Here is a 25955-nt window from a genome sequence, read left to right as displayed (position 1 = left end):
ATTATTCGGGTTACAGTTCACTTAGAGCGGGCTTTTTTGATTGTGAGGGATGAATGAATCCACGAGTTTTGATCCTCAATACATAAATTTTTGCTGTTTATCCACGAGTCTACAATCCTCGACGCCATTCGGCTCTAAAGGCAGTTACCAAGCACTTATTGCTCAGTCAAAATAAGGGGACCATCCTTAGTGATTGCAAGTGTATGTTCATATTGAGCAGATAACTTACCGTCAATGGTTCTAGCTGTCCAGCCATTGTTGTCCATCTTACTTTGCCAAGCACCTTCGTTAATCATCGGTTCAATTGTAATAACCATACCTTCTTTCAGTTTCAAACCTTTTCCTGGTTCGCCGTAATGGGGAATCATAGGATCTTCATGAAGGGTAGGACCGATGCCATGAGCTGTAAAATCACGCACTACAGAATAGCCTTCTGCTTCAGCATAACTCTGGATGGCATGTCCAATATCACCTATGCGATTTCCAACGACAGCTTGTTCAATTCCTTTATATAAAGAGTTTTTTGTAACATCAAGCAATCGTTGCTTGTCTGAAGAGATATCACCAACGGCATATGTCCATGCTGAGTCAGCTAGCCCGCCTTTTAAATTGACGACCATATCGATGGTTACGATATCACCCTTTTTTAAAGGCTGTTTACGCGGAAACCCGTGACAGATTTCGTCATTAATGGAAGCGCATGTTGCGTATTTATAACCGTGAAACCCTTTTTGTTCAGGCGTCGCACCATGTTCAGCTAAAAACTTTTCAACGAACTGATCAATCTCCATCGTTGTAATACCTGGTTTGATTCGTTTAGCAATTTCTTTGTGAACGGATGCTAACAATTTTCCTGCGTTATGCATTAGATCAATTTCTCGAGCTGATTTTAAATGAATCATGAAAATCCCTTCTTTTTAAGTCAGATTTCTATTTCATTATTGTAATGGAAAATAATTAGAAAATGAAATATTGTGCAACAAATGAAAAAGGTTCGGATCAATACCGAACCATCTTCTCTAATTTAATATAAAAATTCCAACTAATGAGTAGACGATAACCGTTGAAAACAGAATCGTCATATGGATAAGTGAATAGATAAAGAGTAGCTTTGCCCATTTCTCAGAATCCTTGTTTTTCTTGTATCCGTAGATGCTCAATACGAGCCATCCTACGTTCATAAGAAGTGCAACAAGAGTTAAACCTAAGCTTAACGGTAGGAACAAAAAGCTCGTTAAACTTAATAACACTAGATATATATTTGTTTGCGTATAGGTTCTTTTTACCCCTTTTACAACAGGAAGCATCGGTATTCGAGCGGCCTTATACTCGTCATGTCGGCGAATGGCAATCGCATAGAAGTGAGGCATCTGCCAGATGACCTGGATGATAAACAGTGCTGCAATAGCAGGATGTGTAAGCGTCCCTGTCATTGCTGCCCAACCGATAAGGGGAGGCATCGCACCAGAAATACTGCCTACTTCCGTGTTATAGATCGTTCTTCGTTTCGTCCACATCGTATAGGGAACGACATAAAAGAAAAGTCCTAAGAAACCTAATAGTGCCGCAAGCGGTGTTGTGAACGCAAGAGCGATTATACCAAGTACAGCCATTATACTAGCTAGTGTAACAGCAAATTTCGTATCGATCTCGCCCGTAACCGTGGGTCGGTTCTTAGTTCTTTCCATGATTGCATCAATATCGCGGTCGTATACATTATTTAACGTACCAGCAGCACCAATTACTAGTATTGTTCCGATCAATGCGAATACGACTTCAAGTAATTTAGTTCCAGGATTGATATCGTACGTATATAATGCCAGCGTAAGTCCGGCAAACATAGGAACAAGGTTAGATTTGATGATTCCCGTTTTCACTGTTTGTGACAGAATCGCTGACCATTTTTGTTTTTCTACTTTCAACGTTTTTTCCATACTATAAGACACCATCTTCACAATAATTCTCTCTCTATATTATCCATATAGTGTAACCTTAAATCCACTTCTATTAAAGCACTAAATGAATTCCCAGTTCAAATAATAGAACACCTTATGTCACTTTACACAAAGGTTTTGTGAACGTTCTGTGAGGTTTATGTGATAGAAATGTGATACAAACGCTTACCTAGCTTATAATCGCTCGGTTTCGTTCCTTTGTTTTTTGTTACCGATATATATATAACGAAGTGCGATTAACATTAAAAGGATTGCGAGCATGCGCTCCCAAGTGAAGGGAACGGATAGTCCCCCAAAAAATCCAAAATGGTCGATAACCATACCAGCAGAAAGCTGACCGATGACGGTTGCGATGTTAGTAGCAATAACTCCAATGCGTGGTACAGCAACAACGGTTAAAAATAAGTAACCAACCCCGAACCAAACGGCTGCAAGCTGCCACTTAGGCGCTTCAAAGACCTTTAAGATGTTTCCTTCACCAAAGAAAAGAATCAGAATGGCTAATAAGAGCGCACCTGAGAAGAAAGTTAGAAACGCAGCTTCATACGTACCTGATTTTCTGCTGAACGCTCCATTAATTGAAGATTGAGCACTGAGCAATATACCGCCTATGACTGATCCTAGAAGAATTAATATGTGCATGTTGATATCCCTTCCTTCCTAAAAAATAAGCACCAGTGATATTGTCATGAGAGCAACTGCAATTAGTTTTTCTTTGTTAACGTAGGCTTTTGAACTTCCTAGCCACCCCTTGTGCTCAATAAGCATACTCATAGCTATCTGACCGATGATGACAGAAATCATAGCTATTCCTATGCCAACAATCGGTATCGCTATGATTAAGATTGTTAAATAGATGGTACCTAGAACTCCTCCAGAAAGTTCCCACTTTGGAGCTTGAAATGTATAGGCGAGAGAACCCTTACCTAAAAACAGAACGACGATTCCTAGAATAATGGCACCAACAAAAAAGTTGTAAAAGCTGCTTTCTAATTTTCCAATCGTTTTACCAAGTTCTCCATAAATCGCCCCTTCAACACTAAGTGAAACTCCGGCAAATAGAGCTAAAAGATAAGTCCATATCTTCATACATAAAACTCCTTTCATATTTACATATTTAAAATTATCGATATAATAACAAAAAAAGAAGAACCTATAATTCTTCTTTTAGATAGGTAGCTAACTCTTGAATGTTTTTTTCGTTTCTCCGATAGTACGTCCATTTGCCATGACGCTCTGATTCAAGCAAACCGGCTTTCTGCATCATCGATAAATATTGGGATACAGTGGATTGCGAAAGATTCGCTTTTTCCTGTATATCTCCCACACAAATACCGCCTTTCTCATTGATCGTTTTAGACAGATGAGCAGTAGGTTTATCAAAGTGTTGTTGTGGATCTTTGAGCCATTTCAGAATATCGAGGCGAATGTCGTTTGAAAGCGCCTTAAATACATCGATAGGATTGTTCATGTTTTATACTCTAATCGGTTTTTCTCGATATGTCAATTTGTAGGCACTCATGAAAATTGGTAAAAAATGAAACTAATCTGAAATATGAATCGTATTATTAAGTAGAAACCAAATAGGAGGGAAGTAAAGATGGAATCCATTTTATCGATTCTAGTCCTCGTTACGTTGATTTTCTCCATTACATATGTCATACGTCAAAGGCGGACTCAAGGTATAACAGGTCTGAAAACAGCTTTAACATCGATCTGTTTTTTCTTGATCGCCATAGTGAATCTTTTAGCCTACTGGTTTGATTTTCTAGGAATCTGGAGCTGGGGAACTTCGGTTGTATTGTTACTGTTGGGAGCTTATTTTACAAAGTATTTAAGAAAAATTGAGCAAGCTTAATTCATAAAACAACGAAAGTGAAAAGACTAACTTTTTTAAGTGAGAAAGGAAGCAGAGTAAAGCTGTTACCCATTTTTAATGATAGATAGGAACTTAAGATTAGGATTTAAAGTCAGCTTAAAACTACAGAAATCTGGAAGGCGACTTGAATTAATGAGAGATCTTATGGGCATCGCATCAATTGTAATCCTTTTATCCACTTTACTTATTTTGGAATTCGTTATTGAAAATTATTTAAGCGGAGCTGAGCTGGGTTTATCATTCTACTAATTGGGGTTGTATTCTCGTTGTTTACGGCTTTAATTAGTACAAAAGGGTTTTGGAGAACTACTGCATTCAGTGGTATCGGTTTGTTCTTTATTATCTTTATTTTTGGAGTTTTATCTTTCATCGGAGTAATATAAATCCTTCTTTTATATCGTATAATAAGATATAATCTTTATTAACGATACAAAGAGGGGTGTTTTTCATGATTAGTTCGTCAAAATTAAACCAATATTGGACAGACATCTATTTTCACTTGCACTATCCACACGGGGAGAAGATTACTCATCAAGTGGTACGAATTCTACAATTAATTGATAAGAATGATAGGGTAGTTGTGAATGATGTAGCAGCTTACCTCGGGATCTCTCACAATACTGCTTCTGAGCATGTGAAGCGGATGATTCATAAGAATTATATAGAAAAGAAACGTGATCAGAATGATGAACGAAAAGTCATTCTTCAGTTAACAGATTTTGGGGGAAATGTACTTCATGAGAACACGAGTCTTGATGAAAAAAAGTTGGATCATATTTTTAGTGAGATGGATGAAGTTGAAAAGGAGTTAATCTCAAAGGCATTCAAACTGCTAAGTGAGCGTGCAAAATCATGTATGTAGTCATGAAAATTCTAATTTCTGCAGGAGTTATTGCAGCTGTTACAGAAATTGCTAGAAGACTTCCTAGCTATGGTGGGATGATTGCTGCTCTTCCACTCGTTAGTTTGTTAAGCATCATCTGGCTTTATGTACAAGGAGAGCAAAACAAAACGTTAAGCAATTTTGCACTGGGAGTTCTTTGGGGATTTCCAGCGACTGCCGTTTTATTAGTGATTGTTTATATTTCTTTAAAGCACTCATTCTCATTAATCACCTGCTTAGGTTTAGGTATTAGTGGTTGGTTACTATGTATTTTGTTTCAAGAGGCGGCTTTAAAATTTGTGAAGAATATAACTTGAGAACATTAAATTTGGTTTTTTGTAAATGATCAACTAAGTATCTTTAAAAGAGGTGGGAAAATGGTAAACACAAACCTTCCTTTAAAATTAGCAAAACCCGCTAAAAGAGCTCTAACGTCTGCTGGCATCTCGAAAATTGAACAACTAACAGATTGGAAGGAAGCGGATTTGAAGAAATTACACGGTATGGGTCCAAAAGCGATGGGACAACTCCTTGCTGCACTGCAAGAAAAAGGACTGTCTTTTAAAGACTAAGACCTTCACTGAAAGAACAAAAAGGAGATGAATAGATGATTCAGCAACTAAATGGTCAAGAAATAAAAATAAGAGGCAAAAAATTATATGTAGAACGGTACGGTGCCCATAATAAACCAGCCATCCTTTATCTTCACGGTGGTCCTGGGGAGAGTTGTCATGATTTTTCCTATCATCAAGCAAAGAGATTAGGAGAACACTTTCATCTTATATTAATTGACCAAAGAGGAGTGTGTCGTTCTGAAAACATAGACAAGGATGAATCTTTTGGCTTTCAAGATTTGATTGATGATTGTGAAGCTCTTCGAGAACATTTACATATTAAAAAGTGGTCACTTATTGGTCATTCATTTGGTGGCTTTTTAGCACTAGCATATGTTCGGCAATATCCGGAATCTATAGAAAAGGTGATTTTTGAAGGACCTACCTTTGATTTTGAACTAACATCAAGGAGTCTTATAAGAAAAACTGCACTTTTATTAAAAAAGTACGGCAAACACGAACTATACGAAAAAGGATTACTCCTCGCTGAGGGAGATCATACCATTCGTGAATTAACAGAAGAATATATGAAGTTGAGTGATGAGTTAGGTGAGAACCGTATGGAGATCTATCGGCATAATCACAATAACCCAACTGATTACTATTCATTTAATTCTGAGGAAGAATGGGACGAATTCTATGACCGTTCGGAGCACCACTACAATTTGTTAAGAGAGGAAGGCAAGATTTTTGACTCTTTGTTAGATGACATTAAGTTTGTTGAAAATCCGATGTTGTTACTCGTTGGAAAATATGATGCTTGTACGTGTGATAAACATTTCGAGGTGTTCGTGCGAGATGCTATTAACGGAGAAATCGTTATCTTTGAAGAAAGTGGCCACACTCCTCATTACGAGGAGTCAGAAAAATTTAAGCAAGTTGTCATAGAATATCTGCAGGCTTAGTAAAAGGAAGACCGTGTTTTTTATGTGGTCTTCTTAAAAAAATATTGGACTTTTCTAAAATACGTCTTTTCAGCAGGTTTGAAGAAGATGTGTTTTTATTCTTGTTTTTTGTATTTCCCTTTTTATTGTATTCATTGAATAAACCATTTTACAGTTAGAGGTGAAACAATGAAACTCATATTATTATTTGGTCCGCAAGCCGTTGGAAAGATGACTGTGGGACATGCATTAGAGAAGATTACGCAATTAAAGCTTTTCCATAACCACATGACAATCGACCTTCTTACGCCATTTTTTGAATATGGTTCTGAGAATGGTCGAAGACTGGTGAACTTGTTTCGTTCAGAGATTTTTCAGACATTTGCGAAGAGTGATCAGTTTGGAATGATATTTACATATGTGTGGGCGTTTAATTATAAAGAAGATTGGGAGTTTGTTGAAGGTGTGTGTCAAGTTTTTGAAAAGGAAGGGGCAGAGATTTATTTTGTTGAACTTGAATCTGATCTAGAGACAAGACTTAAAAGAAACGCTACACCTCATCGTCTAGAACACAAACCTTCTAAACGAGATCTAGCGTGGTCGGAAAATGACGTAAGAACATCAATGGATCAGTACAGACTAAACTCTTATGAAGGCGAGATAAAAAAGAAAAATTATCTTCGTATCAATAATGAAAATCTAAATGCGGATGAAGTGGCTAAGGTTATTCAACATACTTTTAAATTGTAATAATACAAGTAGAGACATCTCAAAATGAGTTGTCTTTTTTTGTGCCAATAATTTGGGATCGAGTATTCGTATTCACCTTTTCTTGGAAAAAGTGTGGAAAAACGAGAACTTATGTTATATAGTGTGTATATAGATATAAACACTATAACAGTTACAAGAAGGTGGATGATCAATATGAACCGCTGGAAACAAGCATTCTCGCTATCGAAATTTGAGTTAACCCAATCAAAGAAAAGTATCTTTACTTTACTGTTTCTATTAGTACCCTATTCATATTTCTTAACGGCTGCTATCTCTTCATATTTAGAAGGACACTTTATGCTTTATGATATTTTCTTTTTGCTGACATTTGGGGTTGCAGCAATATGGGCTAAACCAAAGAAACATCAATATCAAAAACTCTCTGACAATATGTGGGCACAGCCGTTTACTGTCTTTCTAAACCAACTTCCTATTCCAAAAGACATCGTGGTGAGAAGCCGCTTTCTTATTTATTTTATCTACTCAGTTCCGTTTCATCTAACGGTATTAATAATCATGTATAGCTTTGCTCCTGAATTACGCCAAACGTTACCTCCACTAGAGTTTATTGCATTTTCACTCATCTGGCTTAGCTTTGGGATTTGTTATGGAAGTGTTTACCCGGCAAGTGATTCCGGTGATAAAGTCACGAATGTGAAGATGGCGTTTTACGCATTTGTTTTATTGGGAAGTTTCACTTTATTATTATTCGCTGTTCCTTATCTCTCGAGTCACGGATTGGTTGGACTTACTATTTTAGTCGCTAGTAAATGGCCGATTGTTACATCTGTGGTTTCTATTATTGCAGCTTGTGCAAGTGTTGCATTTTGGATGAGATATATGAAAAATCACATGAATAAATTGGATTATTTTCAGTAAAGAAGGGAGGAAGCATCTATATGGAACTTCCTATTAAGCTATCTAGAGATTCCAGGGTTCCCATCTACCATCAAATAGAAGGACAAATTAAAGCGCTAATTGTTAGTGGTAAGTTATCAGCAGGTTCACCTCTTCCTTCGATACGAGCACTATCAAAAGATTTAGAGATCAGTGTCATTACAACGCGGCGGGCTTATCAAGATCTGGAGTACGGTGGCTTTATCAAAACAACGCAAGGAAAGGGGACTTTCGTTGCTGAAGTGGAGGTAAAAAAGATGGAGAAGTTAGCAATATCATCTGTATCAGAAGCGATTGAAAAAGGTGTAGAGACTGCTCTTCGACACAATTACACAGTAGATGAAATTCGATCTGTGTTTGAAGAAGTGCTAGCAAGACTAAAAGATAACGATCGAGGTGGTAGTGCTTGAAGCTTTGTACGCAAATTGAAAGAGTAGAAAAAACAGTGGATGATTTCACTGTAGGCCCTATAGATTTAGATGTTGAACTTGGTACGATTACGGCACTAATTGGTAACAACGGTGCAGGTAAAAGCACACTTATTAAAATGATGATGAATCTTGTTAAACCGGATAATGGTAATTTAATTCACTTTGGAACAAGTGTAATGTCGAATGATCAGTGGAAACAAGAAGTTGCTTATCAACCGCAATCTGTCCTAGGGTGTGACTCATTAACAGGAAATCATCTTAGAGATTTAATGGCACCTTGGTATGCGAACTGGGATCAAGAAATGTTTATGAATCTTGTAAAGACTTTTGAAATCGATCTTAATAAACCGTTTGGAAAGATGTCTAAAGGCATGCAGCAAAAGCTTAATCTTGTTCTAGCTCTCTCAAAAAATACAAAACTATTATTATTAGATGAACCTACTGCTAATATTGATATTCCTTCGAAACAAAAGTTAATGAACATTTTTGTAGATTGGATGGAGAAAGACGAGAGAGCGATGGTTATCGCTACACACAATGTTGATGATATCAAAAAATTAGCAGATTATATCGTAATCATGAACGAAGGCAAACTATTAGGTAAATACGAAAAAGAAGAATTAGTGTATCGATATAAGCGATATTGGTTTGAAGATCCAATGGGAATAGATATGATTCCTGGAGAAGTTGACCGCTTGAACGAACGATTGCTCATTTCTAGCGATACATTTCTAACGGACGCTTTTTTAGAGAAAAAGGGTTTAAAGGTTCTCCAAACAGAAGTTTTAGATATAGAAGAAACAATTACTTATATGCTTTCGGGAGGTAAGAGACGATGAATGAACGCATATTGAAAGTAGAACAATTAGGAAAATCGTTTAAAGATAAGAGAATTATTTCTGATATCTCTTTTGAAGTACATCGTGGTGAGATCATGGGGATTCTTGGGCCGAATGGTGCTGGGAAATCTACAACGATCCGTAACATTATGGGCATTATGTATCCAGACGAAGGATCTATTCATTTTCATGGAAATTCTGAAATTCCTCGTCATAAAATAGGCTATTTACCTGAGGAAAGAGGTTTATATAAAAACGTAAATGTGATGGATATCTTGCTTTATTTCGCTGAACTTAAAGATTATCCACAAAAAAAGGCTAAAAAACGTGCTTTAGAGTATTTAGAGAAATTTGGACTCTCTGGTAAAGAGAACACAAAGGTTGAAGAGCTGTCAAAAGGGATGGGGCAAAAAGTTCAATTAATAGCGGCGATTATTCACGAACCAGAGCTGCTTATTCTAGATGAACCATTTTCAGGGCTTGATCCTGTAAGCCAAGAGGTATTTAAAGAAGAGATTAAAGAACTTGCAGCCAATGGCACAGCTATACTTCTTTCATCTCATCAGATGAACATGGTGGAAGAATTATGTGATCGATTATTCATGATACATCGAGGCAAAAAAGTGATTTATGGTGAGATGGAAGATGTAAAGAGAGAATACGCAAACTTCAAATGTACGATTATTGGAGACAATCCTGAAATACTGTTGCGTAATATCCCATCTGTTCATCGCGTTGAAAGTAAAGAGGATCGATCGATTCTTTACTTAGAGCAAGATGTTCATATTCCCACCTGGCTTAAAAGTCTGCCAGTAGAGTTAAATGTATATGAATTAATAATTGATCGTGTATCTCTTCATGAGATTTTTATTGATATCGCTTCTGATAAAAACATGATTGTGAAAGAAGGTGTGAAGCATGCGTAACAGCTGGAAAGTAGCTAAGTGGGAACTTAAGCGGAACATGAAGAATAAATCTTTTATCATTTCACTCCTCTTGACGCCGCTTTTATTTATCATGTTTGCTGGTTTTCCGACTCTCCTCGAAAAATTGGAAGGAGAACCTGATTTAGAGAACGTTACAGTATACGTGAAGGATGAACTGAACCTTTTTGATGATATTGATTCATTAGTTAAATCTCAAGATTTATCTTGGAAGATGGAAGAAGTGACAGATGATCCAAAAAGCATTCTTAAGAAGATCGAAACATCCGACAATCGAGCTTATGTGGAGTTGACCGAGAATGCGGTAAAAACAGGAGAATTGAAGGTAATTACCAGTAATGAGATGCCCGATACCTTTTCAAGTGAGGTGCGATTTCTAGAAGCGCCACTTCGTCAGGTGAAATATGATCAGTTAAATCTTTCACCAGAAGTCGTTCAATCGATAACAAAAGGAATTGAGATTAGGTCAGAACAAGCTTCAACACTAACTGATTCAGGCTCTGAAAAACTGGCAGATAAACAGAGTGCGGATGACAGCTCAATGGAACGAATCATCCCAGGCGCGTTTGCTGGTATCGTACTTTTTTCGATCGTTATGACAGGTATGATGATCTTCCAGAGTGCCTCTCAAGAAAAGAAGGAAAAAGTAGCTGAGATTGTGTTATCCTCCGTAACACCTGGAGACTTAATGCAAGGGAAAATCATCGGTTATTTCATATTAGGACTTGTTCAAGTAGGAACTTGGCTATTACTCGTTGTTCCAATTGCGGCATGGAGATATGAGCTACCGGTTATGGAATATCTCTTTGTACCAGAACTTTTGCTATTGCTAGCGATTTCTATTGCAGGGTACTTAATGTTTGCAGCTATTTTCGTTGGTATTGGTGCAACGGTTGAAGATATGACAGCTACAAGTAATTTCCAAGGAATCGTCATGATGCTGCCGTTTCTTCCGCTCATATTTATCGGCCCTATATTGGCAAACCCGAGTGGCATCATCGCCCAAGTTGCCACCTATTTTCCACTTACGTCTCCAAGCATTCTTATCCTTCGCCTTTCCTTATTAGATGAATGGCCGTGGGTTGAGATCATTATTGCATTAGTTATCTTGTTAGCTAGTATTTGGCTGTTGATGAAATTAGCTGGAAAGGTATTTAAGACAGGGATTTTACTTTATGGTAAAAATGCGACACCAAGTGAGATCTGGAAGTGGCTGCGTTACTAAACAGATTATTTACGAAGACTCATTAAATTAACACAATAAGAAAGGAGTTATGGCGATGACAAAATTATCTTATAGCGGTTTGAAGTATGGTGAAACTAATGTTCAAATAAAGATATTGGTGGATATACAAAATGATTGGTGTGAAATTACACACACCAATCAAGTGTCACAAGTAATGAATAAAACAACAGGTGAATATATCCAAGTGAATCGAAATACTTTAAAGTGTAAGGTTGTTTCATAATTCAAATCTATTAAACTTTTTTGTGACTGAATATATCAGTCACATTTTTTTTGAATTTCAAGTGTCTTTATGGTTGCATATTTAGTCTTTTATCTAGAAGAGCATTTTTTACGAAATTTATCATTTCTCTTCCCAGTTAAGAGGAGGCTTAATTAATTGTGGCTTGTATCCCAATTCTTTTGAGGCAGCCACAATGAACTCTTTTCTAAAGAAGAAGCTTCTGTGGTAAACAATCTTGTTATTTTCGACTTCTTGATATTGAATATCGTGTACAAGCTGACCTTGATCTGACTCAGCCAACACCACAATAACACGTTTACCCCATAGCTCACATTCGATAGCATGATGTCCCGGTAATCCAAATGCAAGTGAACCGTTTCTGATTTCTTCCTTACTCACTTCTAAAAATCCTAATGACGCTTCATAATGTGCTTGGTCACTGATCAGTGAAAGCATTCCTTCTAGATCACCATGATTAAAAGCTTTTAGATAAGCTTGAATAATCTTTGACCTTTGAGGTGAAGCTGTATATTTCGATTTAATAGATTGATGTTTAGTATTTTGTATTTTGCGTTTCATTCTTCGTACTGATGCATACACAGCACCAGGTGTTGTTTTTACAATACTAGCTATTTCGTTCCCATGAAAACGAAAAACTTCTAATAAAAGAAACACTGCTGTTTGTCTAGGGGTAAAAAGCTCATCTAACTGTTGAAGAGCTTCTTCTAACTCCAGATTGTCCGACAATTCTTCAAATGCTTCATTTTCTTCCGATAAAACGCCAAGTGTTCGTTTTTCTTTTCTGCAGAGGTCGATCCATGTATTGGTTGCAATGCGAAATATATATGATTTTAAATTGGTAGGATGCCATCTTGTATAAAGTCCTCCTAATACTTTAAGCAGTGTTTCTTGATACAAATCCTCACCATCCCAAGGTGAACCTGTGAGGTATCTGCAATAGTTCCATAAAGGTTCACTAAAATCACATATTTCTTCATCAAGTCTTTGTCTTATTTCATTTGATTGCTCTTGAAGTGTTTTTGTTGTTTGAAACATTTAAGAAAATTCCCTCCTTTTTTACCGTTCACTATGTATAACGAATTTGATATAGAAAATTATACGCTTCTTTGGAATTTTTTACAGAAAAATTCAATTATGGTATGGTTCAATTGGATAGAAATTACAAATGTAATGGAAGGAGTAATAGATATGGAAAGAGTTGTAACATCACTAAAGACTGTTGAATCCGATCAAGTAGGCATAATCATCTATTCAACGAAACTGCAAGAAGTTGTATGTTCATTTAATTCTAACTTGATCGTTCCCCTAGCTTCAGCTGCAAAAGTAGTTATTGGATATTGTGTAACAAAATGGGTCGAGAACGGATTGTTTCATTGGAACGACTTGATCGAGGATTTTCAACTCGATAAAGAGGAGAACAGCACCGTTTTATTTCCTCATTTTCAAGGTAGAGCTTCTTTGTCCTTAGGAAATCTTGTTGAAGTGATGATTGCTTGTCACGATAGTAAAGCTGCTGATAGCGTTGTGAAGTTTTGTGGAGGATGGGAGAAGCTAAATAGAGAGCTAAGTAGAGTGTATAATCACATAAATGTAACCTCTAATCCACGAGATGTTGAAAATCGTGGAGAACTTGGTGAAGTGCTTCAAGTTTTGAAAACGGTCTATAAAGCGTATCAAACTGAACCCCATTTATGGTTACCTGTTATGAACGGTCTAGTTCGTCCTCAAGATCACCTTGACGGAATACCAAACCATATGTTGAATCACATGAGCGGTGGTTTAGAGAACTTAGTAGTGGATATAGGAATTTTAGGAGTATTTCATCAATATCCGTTGCTCTATGTACTAGGAGTCAATAATATTCCGAATCGTTATTCAAGCACCTTATCTGATGAAAGAATAGTAGAGTCTATGAAGTTGTTGTACCACGAATATAACAAACAAAAAAAAGAACAGATGACATAAGGAGAGATGTGATGAGTTACAAATTTCCTGATACATTCATTAAACAGATTACAAGTGTTCATGGAGAAAAGGCTAGTGAATGGTTAAGTCATTTTGACGAGATACTCGCAGACTGCGAAAAAAACTATGATCTTCACATCCAACAGCCTTTCAATCTTTCATACAATTTCGTCGCTCCCGCCTCGAGGAGTGATGGAAGTGAAGTGGTTTTAAAAATTGTGGTTGATCAGAAAGAATTTGAAGCCGAGCTACGCTCACTTCAGCTTTTATTAGGTGAAAGTACAGTTAAACTATTAGCGTTTGAGAGGGAACGAGGCATTATGATTCTTGAACGAATACAGCCAGGGCAAACTTTAGCAGAAATAGAAGATGATGATAAGGCTACTTTAATTGCTGCCAATGTGATGAAGAAGTTAATGATACCTGCCCCAGTTAATTCTAATGTTCCGAATGTTCTTGATCGTGAAAATAGTTTGAAACGAATCTATCAAAATTACAACAGTTATCAACCTGTTTCAAAAGCAACCATAGAAGAGGCATTATTCATTACTGAAGGATTAAACACTTCTATAGAGAAGCCATATTTACTTCACGGTGATCTTCACCACTACAATATACTAGGAAATGGAGATTCTTGGACTGTCATCGATCCAAAGGGTTTGATAGGAGACCGCGAATATGAGGTTGTTCAGTATTTACTGAATAAGTTACCTGAACATGGAGTGGAAGAGATAACAGAGATAACAGAAAAACGAATTGATATTTTTGTAGATGTACTAAATTTGAATAAAGAACGAGTTTTGTTACGAGCCTATTCACATGCTGTGTTAGCAACCTGTTGGACAATTGAAGATGGTCAAGTGCATAACAACTTTTTCAATACTATTCAAGTTTTCAATAACTTAGTGAGAAAATATATACATAAAGGCGCACTTCTCTAGATTGAGAAGTGCGTTTTTTGATTAAACCACTCTTATAACAACGCTACCTTTCTTACGGCCAGTTTCAACATATTCATGGGCTTCTGACACTTGATCTAGCATATAATAACGATCGATGACGGGTTTCATTTGACCTGATTCAATTCGTTTTCTTAAGAATTCCAGATCCTCTGTACGCTCTTTAGCTATACCCTGGCCATCAACTGTTACAAATTTCCCGTTTTCTTTTAATGCTTTCTGACACTTAAAAGTTGATATCTTGCCTACAGCATCAAAAATGATGTCGTATTTTTTATGTGATTTTGTAAAATCCTCGTTTGTATAATCTACGACATGATCAGCTCCTAATGATTTAACCAGCTCTAGATTGGTTGGACCGCACACTGCTGTTACTTCAGTATCAAAAAACTTTGCAAGTTGGACAGCGGCTGATCCTACAGCTCCAGAGGCACCATAAACCAAAACCTTTTGTCCGCTTTGAATCTTTCCTTTTCTTAAGAAATGCAGCGCTGTAGTCCCTCCAAAGGGAATGGCAGCGGCTTCTTCAAAAGTTACATTCTGAGGTTTATGTGTGACAATTCCGTCTTCACGTAAACATGTGTACTCTGCGTGTGCGCCAAAACTCATCCCAGTCATTGCATAAACTTTATCTCCTTTTTGAAAACGTGTAACGTTCTGACCGATTTCTTCTACAACACCTGCTAATTCAACACCTAAAATCGGTTTTCTAGGTTTTCTTATACCAAGGAATAATCGCATCGGCACCCAATACAATAGAGGACTCTTAAAGCCACGAACTCTGACGTCCCCAGTTGTTACTGTAGTAGCATATATTTTGATGAGTATCTCGTTCTCTTTGGGAGTTGGTTTTGTAACTTGTTGTAGGCTAAGTACTTGTGGCGTACCATACTTCAGACATAATACAGCTTTCATAGTGAGCCTCCTGTTAAATTCGTTTATACATCTTATGTTGATGATTGAATTAAAAATGCTTTAGAAGTTAGAAGGTATAGGAAGGAAATATAAGTTTTTTAAGGAATGAAATATGAATCATAGATTTAAGACATAAATGGAGGACAACTTATGAATAGTCTAAAGAGTTTTTTCTTTAAACGATCCAAAAACAATGTCGGAGAGCTTTGTGGACTTATTGTGATCCTAACGATCATTCAATTTGTGGATTTTACTGCAATTGCTAATGTTTTCATATCTGTTTGAACGAATGAAATACAAAGAAACACCATTGAAACGAACTGGACTACTAATGTATTGAAATAATCATTTTTACGTTGATTCTGTTTTATGGAAGTAAAATATTTAATTAGTGGGTGAAGAATTATGCCAGCATACGGAAAATATCTACTATATATTTTAGAACATAAGTTAAATGTGTTTATAGAATGCTGGAAGGTAGGACTTTATGTTCAAGCGTTTACACATGATCTATCTAAGTTTCATCCTGCTGAGTTTTTTACATATGCAAAGAAATTTTATTCAAATGAGAATCCCAGTGAAGTGGAATGGCAATATGCTTGGCTTCATCATCAACATCACAATAAACATCATTGGAATTATTGGGTAGTTGATCAGCTTAAAAAAGAAGCGGTACCGATTCCCCGAAAGTATGTACTCGAAATGATCTGTGATTATAAATCTTTTTCAAGAAGATGGGGAAAGAAACGATCCGGACCACAAATTTCAGATCGTTTGATCGCCAATCTTCTAACGGATCGTGTAATTCTGCATCTTGACACAAGGAAAGAATGTGCACAATTAATTGAACAGATGGAACCCGAGAATGCTCAGAAATCAATCTGAGTATTTTTTTTGAAAATAATTGTAAAATATTGCAACTTTTCGTACGGTTAAAACGTGGTTGATATGAAAGGGGGAGCGGTTGTGCAACTGGAGGATGTATATAAACACTATATGAATGATCTGTACCGCTATTTGTATTCTCTTTCGAAAAATCACCATGTTGCGGAGGATTTGGTGCAAGAAGCATTTTACCGAGCATATCTAATTTTGGCAGACTATGAGATTAACAACATTAAAGCTTGGTTGTTTAAAGTTGCGTACCATGCATTTATAGATCATCAAAGAAAGAATAAAAAATCAATTCTTACTGATGAGATTAAAGAAAATGTAGATATGAGAGAAAATACACCGGAAAGTAAGATGTTAGAAAAGGAGTCATTTTTATTATTAATTGAGGATTTAAAGTGTTTAAAAGAAATCGAAAAACAAGCTGTTTTGCTGTGCGATTTGAATGAACTTAGTTATCAAGAAGCAGCTGAGATTTTAAATATAAAGTTGAACACATTAAAAAGTCATATTTCAAGGGGTAGAAAAAAGCTAGTGGAACGTGTTAAGGAAAGGATGAACCTAGATGAGCGACGAGCATAAACAGGATCAAAATAATGATGAAAATCTATATAAAGCTTACATGATGAAAACGAAGAACGACATACATACCTCACCATCTCTTTCTGAAGAAGAACAAAGAGAGATCATTCGAGTGGGATCAAATACAGCTCGAAATGCAACCGTTATGATTAGCTTGGCGATCTTACTTCTAATGTTACCCATCATGACATTAATCACTTATTTGTATTATGGCATTGGTGGTAAAGCAAACACGATGATCGATGTAGTAGGAAAGACGATCTATGTAACTGAACCGAATGTAAGTTTAGAAGAGATGGAAATAGAAAATGAGATTGGTTTGTTTTCCATGAATGTGACCTTTGATACGTTTAAGCGTATCGGTAGTGAAGATTATCTAGCTGAGAAGGTGGATGTTTATTTCGGATTAGATGAGCCAAAATTCCCTGAAAAAATATCATTTTTAGAGCAGCTTCCTCCGATGGGTTATGGAATTGATGTGGTGAAAGATGGCCAGAAGATGTATCATCCCGATGCAATGATTCCATTCAATACAATTGAAGCAGAAGATGTGTTGAATAACCTTCCCGACGGTACAGTTGCCGAAGCTTACCTTTCGTTTTCAGAATTAATGAAGCCTAATGAAATTGAAAAGGCTTTACCGAAAGAAATGGAGGTAAGATGGTTAGCTGTTGATACAGGATTAGAAGCAAAGCAACTGGACAAAGAAGGTGTTCCGATCACTCCAATTGGCTATCCGGCACAGGTGGATCCTACAACTTGGTCACCTTTTGACGGGGATCAAACGAATGAGGAAGTATTTCTTGATATATTAAAATTTTTAGAGAAAAATGAACAAACGGCTGAAATTGTATCACAGATAAAATCTCTTGAAATACAAGATCGCCGTAAATATGTGGAAGACAATGGGATCCAGGTTTATGGAGCAGTTGTAACAGGACCTGTTCCAGAGTTGAGAAAATTAGAACAAGTGAAAGAAGTCCGAGCAATAAATGTAGGGGAGGTAAAATTATGGAATTGGAAATAAAGAAAAAAAGTAAAAGAAAACTGCAGACTTTAACAGGATTTATTTCTTTTATCATTGGCTTACTCGCACTTACTGTATTAAATATAGGGCTATTAATAGAAACGGTGGATATTCCTGAGTTGTTTCTTTTTCCATTGCCTTTTCTTGGTGTTTTCTTAGGGGTGATAGGGGTGTTTACGAAGAATCGTTCCAAACAATTCGCTTGGTGGGGAATAGGCGTAAATGTATTTATCCCGATTTTTTTCGTGCTCATGATGGGCCTGTCATGGACAATAAACGCTAAACCCTAAGGTGGGGAAAGGATCTGGTATATCAGATCCTTTTTTATTTTACTGATCAAGGGTAGGACGTAACCAAAGTTTAGAAAAGTCTACATATCCAAAATGCTTGATATTCACATTCATTAATTCAGTTGAAAAAGGAATATACCTTTTTTGATAATAAAGTGGAATCATAATAGCTTCATCAATAAGCTCTTTTTCGACTGCAACATTCAGATTCGTCCATTCTTCAAACGATGTGTGAACATATTGAGAAATTCGTTTTTGCCACCTCTTGTTTTTTCCTAAAATTAAAGGGAGTGGAGCAAACCCGTTTGTTAAGAAAAAATAGAAAGATAGATCTTGATTCAACTCGAAAATTTCACCATGTATAAACATGTCTGTTTGGTCAGTTAGTTGTTTATTAAAAATAGCGTCTTCAAAAGATACTTTTATAACTTTAACTGGAACGTCATATTGAGCAAATGTGTCGAGAAGCCATCTTGAGGCTTTTTCTGTATGTTCAGCTATCCTGATGATTAGAGGTTCTGTAAATTCGGGTCGGACTGCTGTCGGTATTGAATAGGGTAGGCGGTTTCCGATTATGCAACTGTTGTCGTTCGGTATGGCTCTTGACTCATACTCTGGTATTCTATGACGATTCATTGCGAGAATTTGGTGGATGTATTGGCGCACTTCTATTTTAGCTATCTGTGATCCTTTACGGTACGCATTCATGATTAGTACACCAAAGCCCGAATCGCTCTCTACTTGAAAGGTTTCATGATGATCTGGTTCTAAAGATGAATGATAAACGATCGGAAAATCTTTTGGAACTTTAACGAATTCAACAGCATCAAGCAATGGCCGCTCTTGGAAATGTTCTTTAAAAGCCGTAAGAGTAGTTTTTTGGTCGGTGTCTTCTTCTACCAAGAACCCTCCAGTCCCATATATTTTACCTTTGCTTTCTTTATAAACACTTGAAGTCATCATGCTTAACAAGGGAAGAATGTAGCTGCAGCCTCTGCTATACACAATATCAACCACGAGTGGAGCTTTTGAAACAATTTCATCGATCGGTGTCCATAAATCTTTGTTTTGCTCATGAAATCGCAATTTTTCTAAACAGTTAATAACATCTGTTGCTGTTAAAACAGATCCGTCGTGGAAACAAACGTCTTTTCTTAAATAAAGCCGTAGTTTTGTAGGTGAAACATCCCAGCTGTGAGCAAGTTCTGGCATGATCTCTCCTTGATCAGTTAACGAAACGAGTCGGTTAAAGACATTTGATACCATATTTGCACTATGTGCATCTGCTGCATCTAATGGATGAAGCGTCCTAAACGAATAACGTTTTGGCACGACGAGTTTGTCTTTCGCTTTTTGTACAAAACCAAATTGCGTATGAAATTTGTTCATCAACCTTAACTTTGTATCCGTTGACCAGTCATACATTAAGTATTTGCTGCTTATTTCAACTGGTTCGTGATCCAACATTAAAAGCACTTCATCTTCAAAGTTTTCTTCAATATTCTTTTGCCATTGAAGATGAGATACATTTCCTCGACCACGGCCCGGAGTAAAGGTTAACCATCCTTCATCATGCCATTTCTTTAAATATCGAGTAGTTTGTTTCTGGCTGATCTGAAGTGCTTCAGCAATCTCTTCTGTTCGAATATGACCCGACGGAAAGTATCTCCATAAAATGAGAAGTTTGTTATCCATGTTCTCCTCCAGTATAAAAGTAGACATGTTTTATTTAATTGTCCATTTTTATCATTTGTAGTCTAGTTTAATATTACAATACAAAGAAGGAGGGGACAACATGGGATGGAGAGAATACCCCCAAAATATTAAAGTACGGTTGATCACATCGTTCTTTAATCGTGCCGTTTCATCGGCCGTCATGCCATTTATGGCCTTATTTTTTGCTACTGAAAAGGGAAAAGTTTGGGCAGGAACATTTTTAATTTTAACGGTTGTCATCGGATTCGTTGTCAATTTGATCGGTGGCTACATATCCGATCGTTTTCCAAGAAAGAAAGTGTTGATGACGACTTCTTGTTTAAACGCAGTCATGTTTTTACTCATGACCGTTAGCTTGCTGCCGGAACAAAATTGGATCCTGCTCTTTGCATTCGCTTATATTGGATTCACTGTTACAAGCAGTCTAGGCAGACCTGCCATGCATGCGATCATTATGGATTCGACCACACCTGAAAACAGGAAAGAAGTATATACGCTTGATTATTGGATGATTAACTTGTCTATGGCGATCGGAGCTGCATTAGGTGGATTGCTGTACGTGAGTCATCAGATTGAACTTTTCGTGTTGCTAACGGTAACGTCAATCAGCATTCCCATTGCTTATGGAATATGGCTGCGTGATGAGTTCACTGGTTTTCTGGAAAAAACACACGAGAATGTGTTTCTGGACTTGTTTCAAAACTATAAAGTGGCTTTAAAAGATTCTGCATTCGTGAAAGTAGTTATTGGTGGAACATATATCTTTTCAGCAGAATTTACACTAAACAGTTATATCGGTATTCGTTTGGCTGAAACCTTTGAATCTTTCCATATTGGCAATTTCGAGATTACAGGAGTTCGGATGCTCAGTATGCTAAACATTCAAAACATGTTGATGGTCGTATGTTTCACGTTCTTGATCAATCGCGTTATGGATCGTTTTTCTAAGAAGAATGCTTTATTGATTGGGTTGTTGTTATATGGTATCGGTTATGTGACTGTTACTTCAGCAAACGCTTGGTATGTGTTACTTCTATTTAATGTTATCGCTACAATGGGTGAGTTGATCTACTCTCCGATTAAAGAAGCGGAAAAAGCTAACATGATTCCTAGCGATAAGAGAGGATCTTACTCTGCTTTTGCGAATGTTTCATTTAGTGGAGCAGATATGCTAGCTCGTTCAACGATCATCCTAGGCGCATTTTTAGTACCGGTGATGATGAGTGTATATATGGGTGTGGTTATCATGATCGGCGCGTTTTTCATGTATTCTGGACTCTTTTTGAGAGAAAAGGTATCGGAAAAAACTGTGAAGAAAGAGATAGTTGCTCAAGTCGTGAAGTAATCGTAGTTGGAATTGAAGAAGTTCGGGGTTGTGAATAGAATAGCGTCCACCTCAGACGAACGAATCTAACCTATGAATACTTGAAATGAACATCAATTATTAATTACGAGGTAACTTCCATTAATTACGTGGTAAATCTGATTAATTACGAGGTAAATCAAAATAATTCCGTAAATAAAAATATTTATCCGATTTTCGACAAACCTTGACAAACACGTGGAGCTTATACCAGCAATAAGAACAAAAAAGAAGCTTGGAATCATCTCCAAGCTTCAATTTCATTATTACGAATTTGATTCTTTTACAGAAGCGATCTCAATCTTTTCTACAAACATGTTGAAAACGCTGCGTTTTTCTTCGAGCTTTTTCAGCTGTTGCTTCAAATCATTGTACTTTTCCTCAAAAGGCTGTTGATATGTCTTCTTGATGTTCTTGATCATTTCTTCATTGATCGTTGATTGGATGACTTGTTTGGTGATTCCAAATTTATAAGAATAGAGTTGAAGCTCTGTTTTCACTTTTTCGTACTCTTCGTCTATTTTTTTCTTTTGTTGCTCAATCTCATCTTTCCATTCAAGTAGAGCATCCTTTACATACGGCTCCATGTTTTGCCTCCTTACAGTGTTCGTGCTTCTGTCATTTCTTTTTTATGTACTCTATACACTATTAAGAGAGAGGACTTTATTTATGGGGGTAATTTCATTCGTTGACTAAATTTTTCCATCATCATATGATTGAAACAATTAAGGGTAGAGCAGTGAATGCGTGGTATTAATACCCCTCTATCAACGATAATAAAAAGGAGATGTTTATCATGAGCAGAGTTGAAGAAGCAATTAAAAGTAAATTTAAATGTAACAAGTGCAGTCATTCACGGTGCAGAACGAAAGAACTTGCAATGACAGGTTCAGGTCTTAGTAAGTTTCTAGACATACAGCATAACCATTTTTTATTTGTGTCTTGTGAAAATTGTGGATTTGTAGAGATTTATGATCCGAATGTTCTTGAAGGAAAGAAAGGGCAGTTAGGCTCGGTACTTGATCTGTTATTTGGATAAAACACAAATGAGGTGTTGTGAAGCATGCCGGTATTTGGATGGCTTTTTGTTTTAATCGTTTTCTGCGGAATCATTATTGGCTCTTTGGTCCATAAGTATCGTTACCGCAATATGAATCTCATTTACACGGCATTTGGCCAAGAAAACTATTTCAATGTCATATCTAAACTCAACGCAGATGGTGTGCCATATAAAGTGAGGATTCCGGGTCAAGCATTTGGTGATAGAGAAAGATATGTAATCGACAACACGCAATACGATATTTATGTCAAAAAAGTTGATCTTCGTATAGCAGCGGATGCTCTTCGTAAATAAGGGGATGGAACGGTAGTGAAAACAATGAGTTATGTAGTAAGTCAAGAAGAACTAAGACAGATGCTTGGAACCCCAAGTCTAAGGGGACAGAATAAAGTCATTCCTAGAATGGATGAACATTGCAAAGACTTTATTTCCCATTCACCGTTTGTGATCATTGCTACTTCAGATCATGAAGGGAACTGTGATAGTTCTCCAAGGGGTGATGCTCCTGGATTTGTATACGTATTGGACGATTATCATCTCGTTATTCCAGATCGACCAGGTAATAAGCGAGTAGATTCGATGTTTAACATTCTATCAAACCCGAAAGTAGGATTGCTTTTTATTATTCCAGGTATGAATGAGACGCTTCGGATAAATGGAGAAGCTGCTATTATTAAAGACGAAGAGATACTCGAAAATATGGCTGTATCCGGCAAAATCCCTAGCCTTGGAATTTTTGTAAAAGTAGAACAATGCTACATGCACTGTGGTAAAGCGTTTAAGCGATCCGGACTTTGGGAACCTGAAAGTTGGGCAAAGAAAGAATCACTTCCGAATGCTGCTAAGATCTTAGCAGCTCACGTTAATCTGCCTGAAATGACAGAAGAAAGAATAGCAAGTGATCTCATTGAGGGCTATACAAACAAGCTGTACTGATTAATATTCTTATAAGAGATTTGACAAAAGCACTGTTTGCACAGTGCATTTTGTCATCTTCGGAATTGTAATAAACTTCTTCCTTACACAATATTCTTATCTTTCAACAGGAATATAAAATTATCATCCTTTGAATAGATAGAACTTTGCTTAGCGGTATCTAAAAATAGTTCTTTTAGTATAGAAGCAGATTCAACTAAACAATTACCCGTAATATCTTTCGGATAAGTTGAAAGATATTTCTTTAAAAAGTCACTTTTTAATGAGTCGTACGCTTTAAACTGATGAAGTTTCTTATCCTCATTTAATGCTTGTACGATTAACGTGTAATCTCTCATCGACTCTAGCATCTTAAGTGCATATACGAGATTATTGCGTTTCAACTCTTTGTCTAATCTTATGTAACAATAAACAAATTCGAAAACAGGATCTTCAAAAGTAGCATACTTTATAGGTTTGTTAGAAAACGCACGATTCTCTATTTCCATCATCTCTGAAACTAACCCTGTCTTATCCAAAACTACTTTCCACAACGGAGATCTTACACTTAATGAACTTCTTGAAAGAATTGAAATATTGAATTCCAACGAGTTTCCTAAAATAACAATCAATAGATAAATATTTTTTGAAAACTGCTTCTCTTTGATGACAACGGGATTCAAATCCTTGTAAAATTGTTGAATATTATCTCTCGCTCCAATGACTTCATCCTCAGTTGAAGTAGCTACCATTAAATCAATATCCGAGAATTCATCTTTGTATCCCGTTACACCAGAACCTAATTGAACAACTCCTTCAACCATAGGCAACACATTTAACATATCGATCGTACGCTGAAAATAGGAATCCCTTTCTTTTGGAGTATACATTAGTCACCTCATATTATTTATGATTATTAATTTTAACATTATTTGTAAAGTATCGTTGTGTTTTTTATGCAACCCACTTTTTAAAAGATTGTTGCTTTTCAATCCTGTGCCACTTTGATAGCTTATTGGAGAGTTTACGAAAGCAGTCTGTGTAAAATAACAATAGTTACCCGATTATCAAAATACCGGATAACTATTGCAATTATTAGTTCTTAATAAAGTGGTGGTACACTCTGAGGATGGTTAAATACATTCTCAGGATCATATTTTGTTTTTACTCTTTGAAGTCTAGCAAAGTTTGTTTCCCAATAAGCTTTCCCGAAGTTTTGAATGTTTTCATCTGGGACGTTTACATAAGAACCTATCGTATAAGGTTTTAACTTCTGACGCACAGACTCGACTGATGCAAGGCTACTCGCTTCCTCAGATTTATTGACCCACGTTGCGTTCCATTCTGTGTAAAACAACGGATCACGCCAATAGAAAGCTGTCTTGTCTTTTGGCACTCTGCTGATTGCACCGCCCCAGTTGGTAAAATAAAAATTGGATTCTGTTCCAGGTGCTTCTTCTAAAAATTGTTTCATTACCTTTATCGGTTCTTCTGGCCAAAGATTAGTAGCCCATGATGATGAGAATTTAAAGTTTTGATCAGCATAAGGTGGCTCAGGTGGATCAAGGAAATCAATACAGTCTGGGTAGAAGAGCGTTTCAATGACAACTTCGGAAGGTGACCCAGCTTTAAGTAAAGGTTGTATGATTTGAATCAGTTCAGGTCTTGAACCTAAGAAAAGGCCGGTTACCTGACATAATCCATTTACTTTGCTGTAGATCTCTATATAACTGCCTAATCGTGAATCTACAAACGGCATTAAATTTTGCCATGCTTCAAATACAGTTTCGAGCTGTTCCCAAGGCCAAATAATGTTAAAGACCGTTGCTGTTTCAGGTGCAAGATGAACTTTAAACGTATATTCGGTATTGTATCCAAACGTACCCCCACCGCCTCCTCTAGAGGCCCAAAACAAGTCTTCGTTGCAAGTTGGACTGGCTTTAAGAATCCGGCCATTCGCATCTACGACCTCTAGTGAAAGAAGGTTATCTGATATTACTCCAATTGTACGTGAAAGTAACCCGAATCCCCCGCCAGTTGTGATGCCTCCAATTCCAACGGTTGGACTATCGCCAAAGACAGCCATAAAGCCTTCTCGAGCAAGACCTTTTACAAGAGGTCCTACGCGAATTCCTGGTTGAACAGTAGCGATTCCCTTTTTCTTATCTAAGTGCACTTTATTCATATCACCTGTGTCGATAACTATGCCACCCTTTACAACATTGAACTCTTTATCTAGCGCATGTCTGCCACTTCTCACTCTTAAAGGAACATCGTTTTCTCGAGCCCACTTGATCGCATTACTAACATCACATGCATTTTGTGCAAAAACAAAAACAAGAGGATATGTGTTGACGTAAGGATTCCAGTTTCTGACGGCTTCATTGTAGCCAGGGTCACCTTTAAAGATTATTCTTCCTGTTAACTCTGTAGATCCCATCAATTTCCACTCCCGGCAAAGACGTATTTGTAGTCATATAAATGTATGCAGGGAATGAATAGTCGGTTAAAACCTTTTATAAAGCCGAGCTTAATTAGAAAAACACAGAAAAGGAGTGCCTTAGAAAAACTATGGATATTGAGTTAAAAAAAGTGGTGGATAAGGGAATGCTATAACTAAAAATACATATCTGAAAATGGTTTATATAAAGCAGTTCTTTTGGTGATAAACATCTCACATGATAT

At 36.8% G+C, this 25955-nt stretch carries 34 protein-coding genes; 23 read left to right on the top strand and 11 right to left on the bottom strand.

Translation table 11 applies throughout. From position 1 onward, the window contains the following. Positions 1-155: 155 nt before the first annotated feature. From map to P4V41_RS13430, 5 genes are all read right to left on the bottom strand, one after another. Positions 156-902 (bottom strand): type I methionyl aminopeptidase, encoded by a 747-nt coding sequence (gene map, locus P4V41_RS13450; RefSeq protein WP_328085556.1) that lies wholly within the window; start codon positions 900-902, stop codon positions 156-158. Positions 903-1019: 117 nt separating this feature from the next. Then, complete coding sequence (cyoE, locus tag P4V41_RS13445) at positions 1020-1934, bottom strand: heme o synthase (RefSeq protein WP_328085555.1); 915 nt, start codon at positions 1932-1934, stop codon at positions 1020-1022. 195 nt (positions 1935-2129) lie between these two features. Continuing rightward, positions 2130-2597, bottom strand: coding sequence for a DMT family transporter (locus P4V41_RS13440; RefSeq protein WP_328085554.1), 468 nt, complete (start codon positions 2595-2597; stop codon positions 2130-2132). An 18-nt stretch (positions 2598-2615) separates the two neighbouring features. Beyond that, positions 2616-3044: a DMT family transporter gene (locus P4V41_RS13435; protein WP_328085553.1), complete on the bottom strand. Its 429-nt coding sequence runs from the start codon at positions 3042-3044 to the stop codon at positions 2616-2618. 64 nt (positions 3045-3108) lie between these two features. After that, complete coding sequence (locus tag P4V41_RS13430; protein ID WP_153238304.1) at positions 3109-3426, bottom strand: ArsR/SmtB family transcription factor; 318 nt, start codon at positions 3424-3426, stop codon at positions 3109-3111. Between the two features lie 129 nt (positions 3427-3555). Between P4V41_RS13430 and P4V41_RS13425 the strand changes: the two genes are divergently transcribed. From P4V41_RS13425 to P4V41_RS13370, 12 genes are all read left to right on the top strand, one after another. After that, positions 3556-3813 (top strand): hypothetical protein, encoded by a 258-nt coding sequence (locus tag P4V41_RS13425; RefSeq protein ID WP_328085552.1) that lies wholly within the window; start codon positions 3556-3558, stop codon positions 3811-3813. Positions 3814-4282: 469 nt separating this feature from the next. Beyond that, a complete protein-coding gene (locus P4V41_RS13420) occupies positions 4283-4696 on the top strand; it encodes a MarR family winged helix-turn-helix transcriptional regulator (protein ID WP_328085551.1) in 414 nt (137 codons plus the stop codon). Beyond that, positions 4687-5034: a DUF3147 family protein gene (locus P4V41_RS13415; protein ID WP_328085550.1), complete on the top strand. Its 348-nt coding sequence runs from the start codon at positions 4687-4689 to the stop codon at positions 5032-5034. Before P4V41_RS13420 ends, P4V41_RS13415 begins: the two co-directional genes overlap by 10 nt. Before the next feature lie 60 nt (positions 5035-5094). Further along, on the top strand, positions 5095-5289 hold the full coding sequence (locus tag P4V41_RS13410) for a DNA-directed RNA polymerase subunit alpha C-terminal domain-containing protein (protein WP_328085549.1): 195 nt from the start codon (positions 5095-5097) through the stop codon (positions 5287-5289). A 35-nt stretch (positions 5290-5324) separates the two neighbouring features. Next, positions 5325-6236 (top strand): alpha/beta hydrolase, encoded by a 912-nt coding sequence (locus tag P4V41_RS13405; protein WP_328085548.1) that lies wholly within the window; start codon positions 5325-5327, stop codon positions 6234-6236. Between the two features lie 168 nt (positions 6237-6404). Beyond that, positions 6405-6965 carry an AAA family ATPase gene (locus P4V41_RS13400; protein WP_328085547.1) on the top strand — a complete coding sequence of 187 codons (561 nt, stop codon included), beginning with the start codon at positions 6405-6407 and terminating at the stop codon, positions 6963-6965. A gap of 174 nt (positions 6966-7139) precedes the next feature. Next, positions 7140-7865, top strand: coding sequence for a hypothetical protein (locus P4V41_RS13395; RefSeq protein WP_328085545.1), 726 nt, complete (start codon positions 7140-7142; stop codon positions 7863-7865). Positions 7866-7885: 20 nt separating this feature from the next. Next, positions 7886-8293: a GntR family transcriptional regulator gene (locus P4V41_RS13390; RefSeq protein ID WP_328085543.1), complete on the top strand. Its 408-nt coding sequence runs from the start codon at positions 7886-7888 to the stop codon at positions 8291-8293. Continuing rightward, complete coding sequence (locus P4V41_RS13385; RefSeq protein ID WP_328085541.1) at positions 8290-9153, top strand: ABC transporter ATP-binding protein; 864 nt, start codon at positions 8290-8292, stop codon at positions 9151-9153. The genes P4V41_RS13390 and P4V41_RS13385 overlap by 4 nt, the downstream gene beginning before the upstream one ends. Next, a complete protein-coding gene (locus P4V41_RS13380; RefSeq protein WP_328085539.1) occupies positions 9150-10079 on the top strand; it encodes an ABC transporter ATP-binding protein in 930 nt (309 codons plus the stop codon). Before P4V41_RS13385 ends, P4V41_RS13380 begins: the two co-directional genes overlap by 4 nt. Next, positions 10072-11322 (top strand): ABC transporter permease, encoded by a 1251-nt coding sequence (locus P4V41_RS13375; RefSeq protein ID WP_328085538.1) that lies wholly within the window; start codon positions 10072-10074, stop codon positions 11320-11322. The genes P4V41_RS13380 and P4V41_RS13375 overlap by 8 nt, the downstream gene beginning before the upstream one ends. A 55-nt stretch (positions 11323-11377) precedes the next feature. Then, a complete protein-coding gene (locus P4V41_RS13370) occupies positions 11378-11566 on the top strand; it encodes a hypothetical protein (RefSeq protein WP_328085537.1) in 189 nt (62 codons plus the stop codon). 120 nt (positions 11567-11686) lie between these two features. On the opposite strand, the gene P4V41_RS13365 is transcribed toward P4V41_RS13370, so the two are convergent. Continuing rightward, positions 11687-12622, bottom strand: coding sequence for a sigma-70 family RNA polymerase sigma factor (locus P4V41_RS13365; protein ID WP_328085535.1), 936 nt, complete (start codon positions 12620-12622; stop codon positions 11687-11689). A 153-nt stretch (positions 12623-12775) separates the two neighbouring features. On the opposite strand from P4V41_RS13365, the gene P4V41_RS13360 reads away from it, so the two are divergent. Both P4V41_RS13360 and P4V41_RS13355 read left to right on the top strand, forming a co-directional pair. Beyond that, positions 12776-13552 carry a serine hydrolase gene (locus P4V41_RS13360; RefSeq protein WP_328085533.1) on the top strand — a complete coding sequence of 259 codons (777 nt, stop codon included), beginning with the start codon at positions 12776-12778 and terminating at the stop codon, positions 13550-13552. A gap of 11 nt (positions 13553-13563) precedes the next feature. Further along, positions 13564-14493: an aminoglycoside phosphotransferase family protein gene (locus tag P4V41_RS13355; protein WP_328085532.1), complete on the top strand. Its 930-nt coding sequence runs from the start codon at positions 13564-13566 to the stop codon at positions 14491-14493. A gap of 21 nt (positions 14494-14514) precedes the next feature. Here the strand turns inward: P4V41_RS13355 and P4V41_RS13350 are convergent, their stop codons facing one another. Then, a complete protein-coding gene (locus P4V41_RS13350) occupies positions 14515-15426 on the bottom strand; it encodes an NAD(P)-dependent alcohol dehydrogenase (RefSeq protein ID WP_328085530.1) in 912 nt (303 codons plus the stop codon). 150 nt (positions 15427-15576) lie between these two features. On the opposite strand from P4V41_RS13350, the gene P4V41_RS13345 reads away from it, so the two are divergent. From P4V41_RS13345 to P4V41_RS13325, 5 genes are all read left to right on the top strand, one after another. Further along, on the top strand, positions 15577-15711 hold the full coding sequence (locus tag P4V41_RS13345; protein WP_328085529.1) for a hypothetical protein: 135 nt from the start codon (positions 15577-15579) through the stop codon (positions 15709-15711). A gap of 120 nt (positions 15712-15831) precedes the next feature. Further along, positions 15832-16311: a DUF5662 family protein gene (locus P4V41_RS13340; protein ID WP_328085528.1), complete on the top strand. Its 480-nt coding sequence runs from the start codon at positions 15832-15834 to the stop codon at positions 16309-16311. A gap of 81 nt (positions 16312-16392) precedes the next feature. After that, on the top strand, positions 16393-16899 hold the full coding sequence (locus P4V41_RS13335; protein ID WP_328085526.1) for a sigma-70 family RNA polymerase sigma factor: 507 nt from the start codon (positions 16393-16395) through the stop codon (positions 16897-16899). After that, the gene (locus tag P4V41_RS13330; protein WP_328085525.1) at positions 16883-17926 is read left to right on the top strand and encodes an anti-sigma factor; all 1044 of its coding nucleotides are present in this window, start codon (positions 16883-16885) and stop codon (positions 17924-17926) included. Before P4V41_RS13335 ends, P4V41_RS13330 begins: the two co-directional genes overlap by 17 nt. Then, the gene (locus P4V41_RS13325; RefSeq protein ID WP_328085523.1) at positions 17911-18216 is read left to right on the top strand and encodes a hypothetical protein; all 306 of its coding nucleotides are present in this window, start codon (positions 17911-17913) and stop codon (positions 18214-18216) included. Before P4V41_RS13330 ends, P4V41_RS13325 begins: the two co-directional genes overlap by 16 nt. A 39-nt stretch (positions 18217-18255) precedes the next feature. On the opposite strand, the gene P4V41_RS13320 is transcribed toward P4V41_RS13325, so the two are convergent. Next, the gene (locus P4V41_RS13320) at positions 18256-19911 is read right to left on the bottom strand and encodes an ABC transporter substrate-binding protein (protein WP_328085522.1); all 1656 of its coding nucleotides are present in this window, start codon (positions 19909-19911) and stop codon (positions 18256-18258) included. Positions 19912-20011: 100 nt separating this feature from the next. Here P4V41_RS13320 and P4V41_RS13315 point away from each other — a divergent pair, with 100 nt between their 5' ends. Further along, positions 20012-21277, top strand: coding sequence for an MFS transporter (locus tag P4V41_RS13315; RefSeq protein ID WP_328085520.1), 1266 nt, complete (start codon positions 20012-20014; stop codon positions 21275-21277). Between the two features lie 284 nt (positions 21278-21561). Here the strand turns inward: P4V41_RS13315 and P4V41_RS13310 are convergent, their stop codons facing one another. Continuing rightward, positions 21562-21882: a hypothetical protein gene (locus tag P4V41_RS13310; protein ID WP_328085518.1), complete on the bottom strand. Its 321-nt coding sequence runs from the start codon at positions 21880-21882 to the stop codon at positions 21562-21564. A 209-nt stretch (positions 21883-22091) separates the two neighbouring features. Here P4V41_RS13310 and P4V41_RS13305 point away from each other — a divergent pair, with 209 nt between their 5' ends. From P4V41_RS13305 to P4V41_RS13295, 3 genes are read left to right on the top strand one after another with little or no spacing between them, the layout of a single operon-like run. Beyond that, positions 22092-22334, top strand: a complete 243-nt coding sequence (locus P4V41_RS13305) for a zinc ribbon domain-containing protein (RefSeq protein WP_328085517.1) — start codon at positions 22092-22094, stop codon at positions 22332-22334. A 24-nt stretch (positions 22335-22358) separates the two neighbouring features. Further along, a complete protein-coding gene (locus P4V41_RS13300; RefSeq protein WP_328085516.1) occupies positions 22359-22649 on the top strand; it encodes a hypothetical protein in 291 nt (96 codons plus the stop codon). Between the two features lie 24 nt (positions 22650-22673). Beyond that, positions 22674-23291: a pyridoxamine 5'-phosphate oxidase family protein gene (locus P4V41_RS13295; RefSeq protein ID WP_328085559.1), complete on the top strand. Its 618-nt coding sequence runs from the start codon at positions 22674-22676 to the stop codon at positions 23289-23291. An 83-nt stretch (positions 23292-23374) separates the two neighbouring features. Here P4V41_RS13295 and P4V41_RS13290 read toward each other — a convergent pair whose 3' ends face one another. Together P4V41_RS13290 and P4V41_RS13285 are read right to left on the bottom strand one after the other, a co-directional pair. Then, positions 23375-24160 (bottom strand): aminoglycoside 6-adenylyltransferase, encoded by a 786-nt coding sequence (locus P4V41_RS13290; RefSeq protein WP_328085514.1) that lies wholly within the window; start codon positions 24158-24160, stop codon positions 23375-23377. A gap of 212 nt (positions 24161-24372) precedes the next feature. Beyond that, positions 24373-25710 (bottom strand): FAD-binding oxidoreductase, encoded by a 1338-nt coding sequence (locus P4V41_RS13285; protein ID WP_328085512.1) that lies wholly within the window; start codon positions 25708-25710, stop codon positions 24373-24375. Positions 25711-25955: the final 245 nt, after the last annotated feature.

The organism is Fictibacillus nanhaiensis (assembly GCF_036213205.1).
In the GTDB taxonomy this organism is placed as follows: Bacteria; Bacillota; Bacilli; order Bacillales; family Fictibacillaceae; genus Fictibacillus; species Fictibacillus nanhaiensis_E.
Note: the sequence above shows the minus strand (reverse complement) of the source record. Positions and strands in the feature narration are given on the sequence as shown.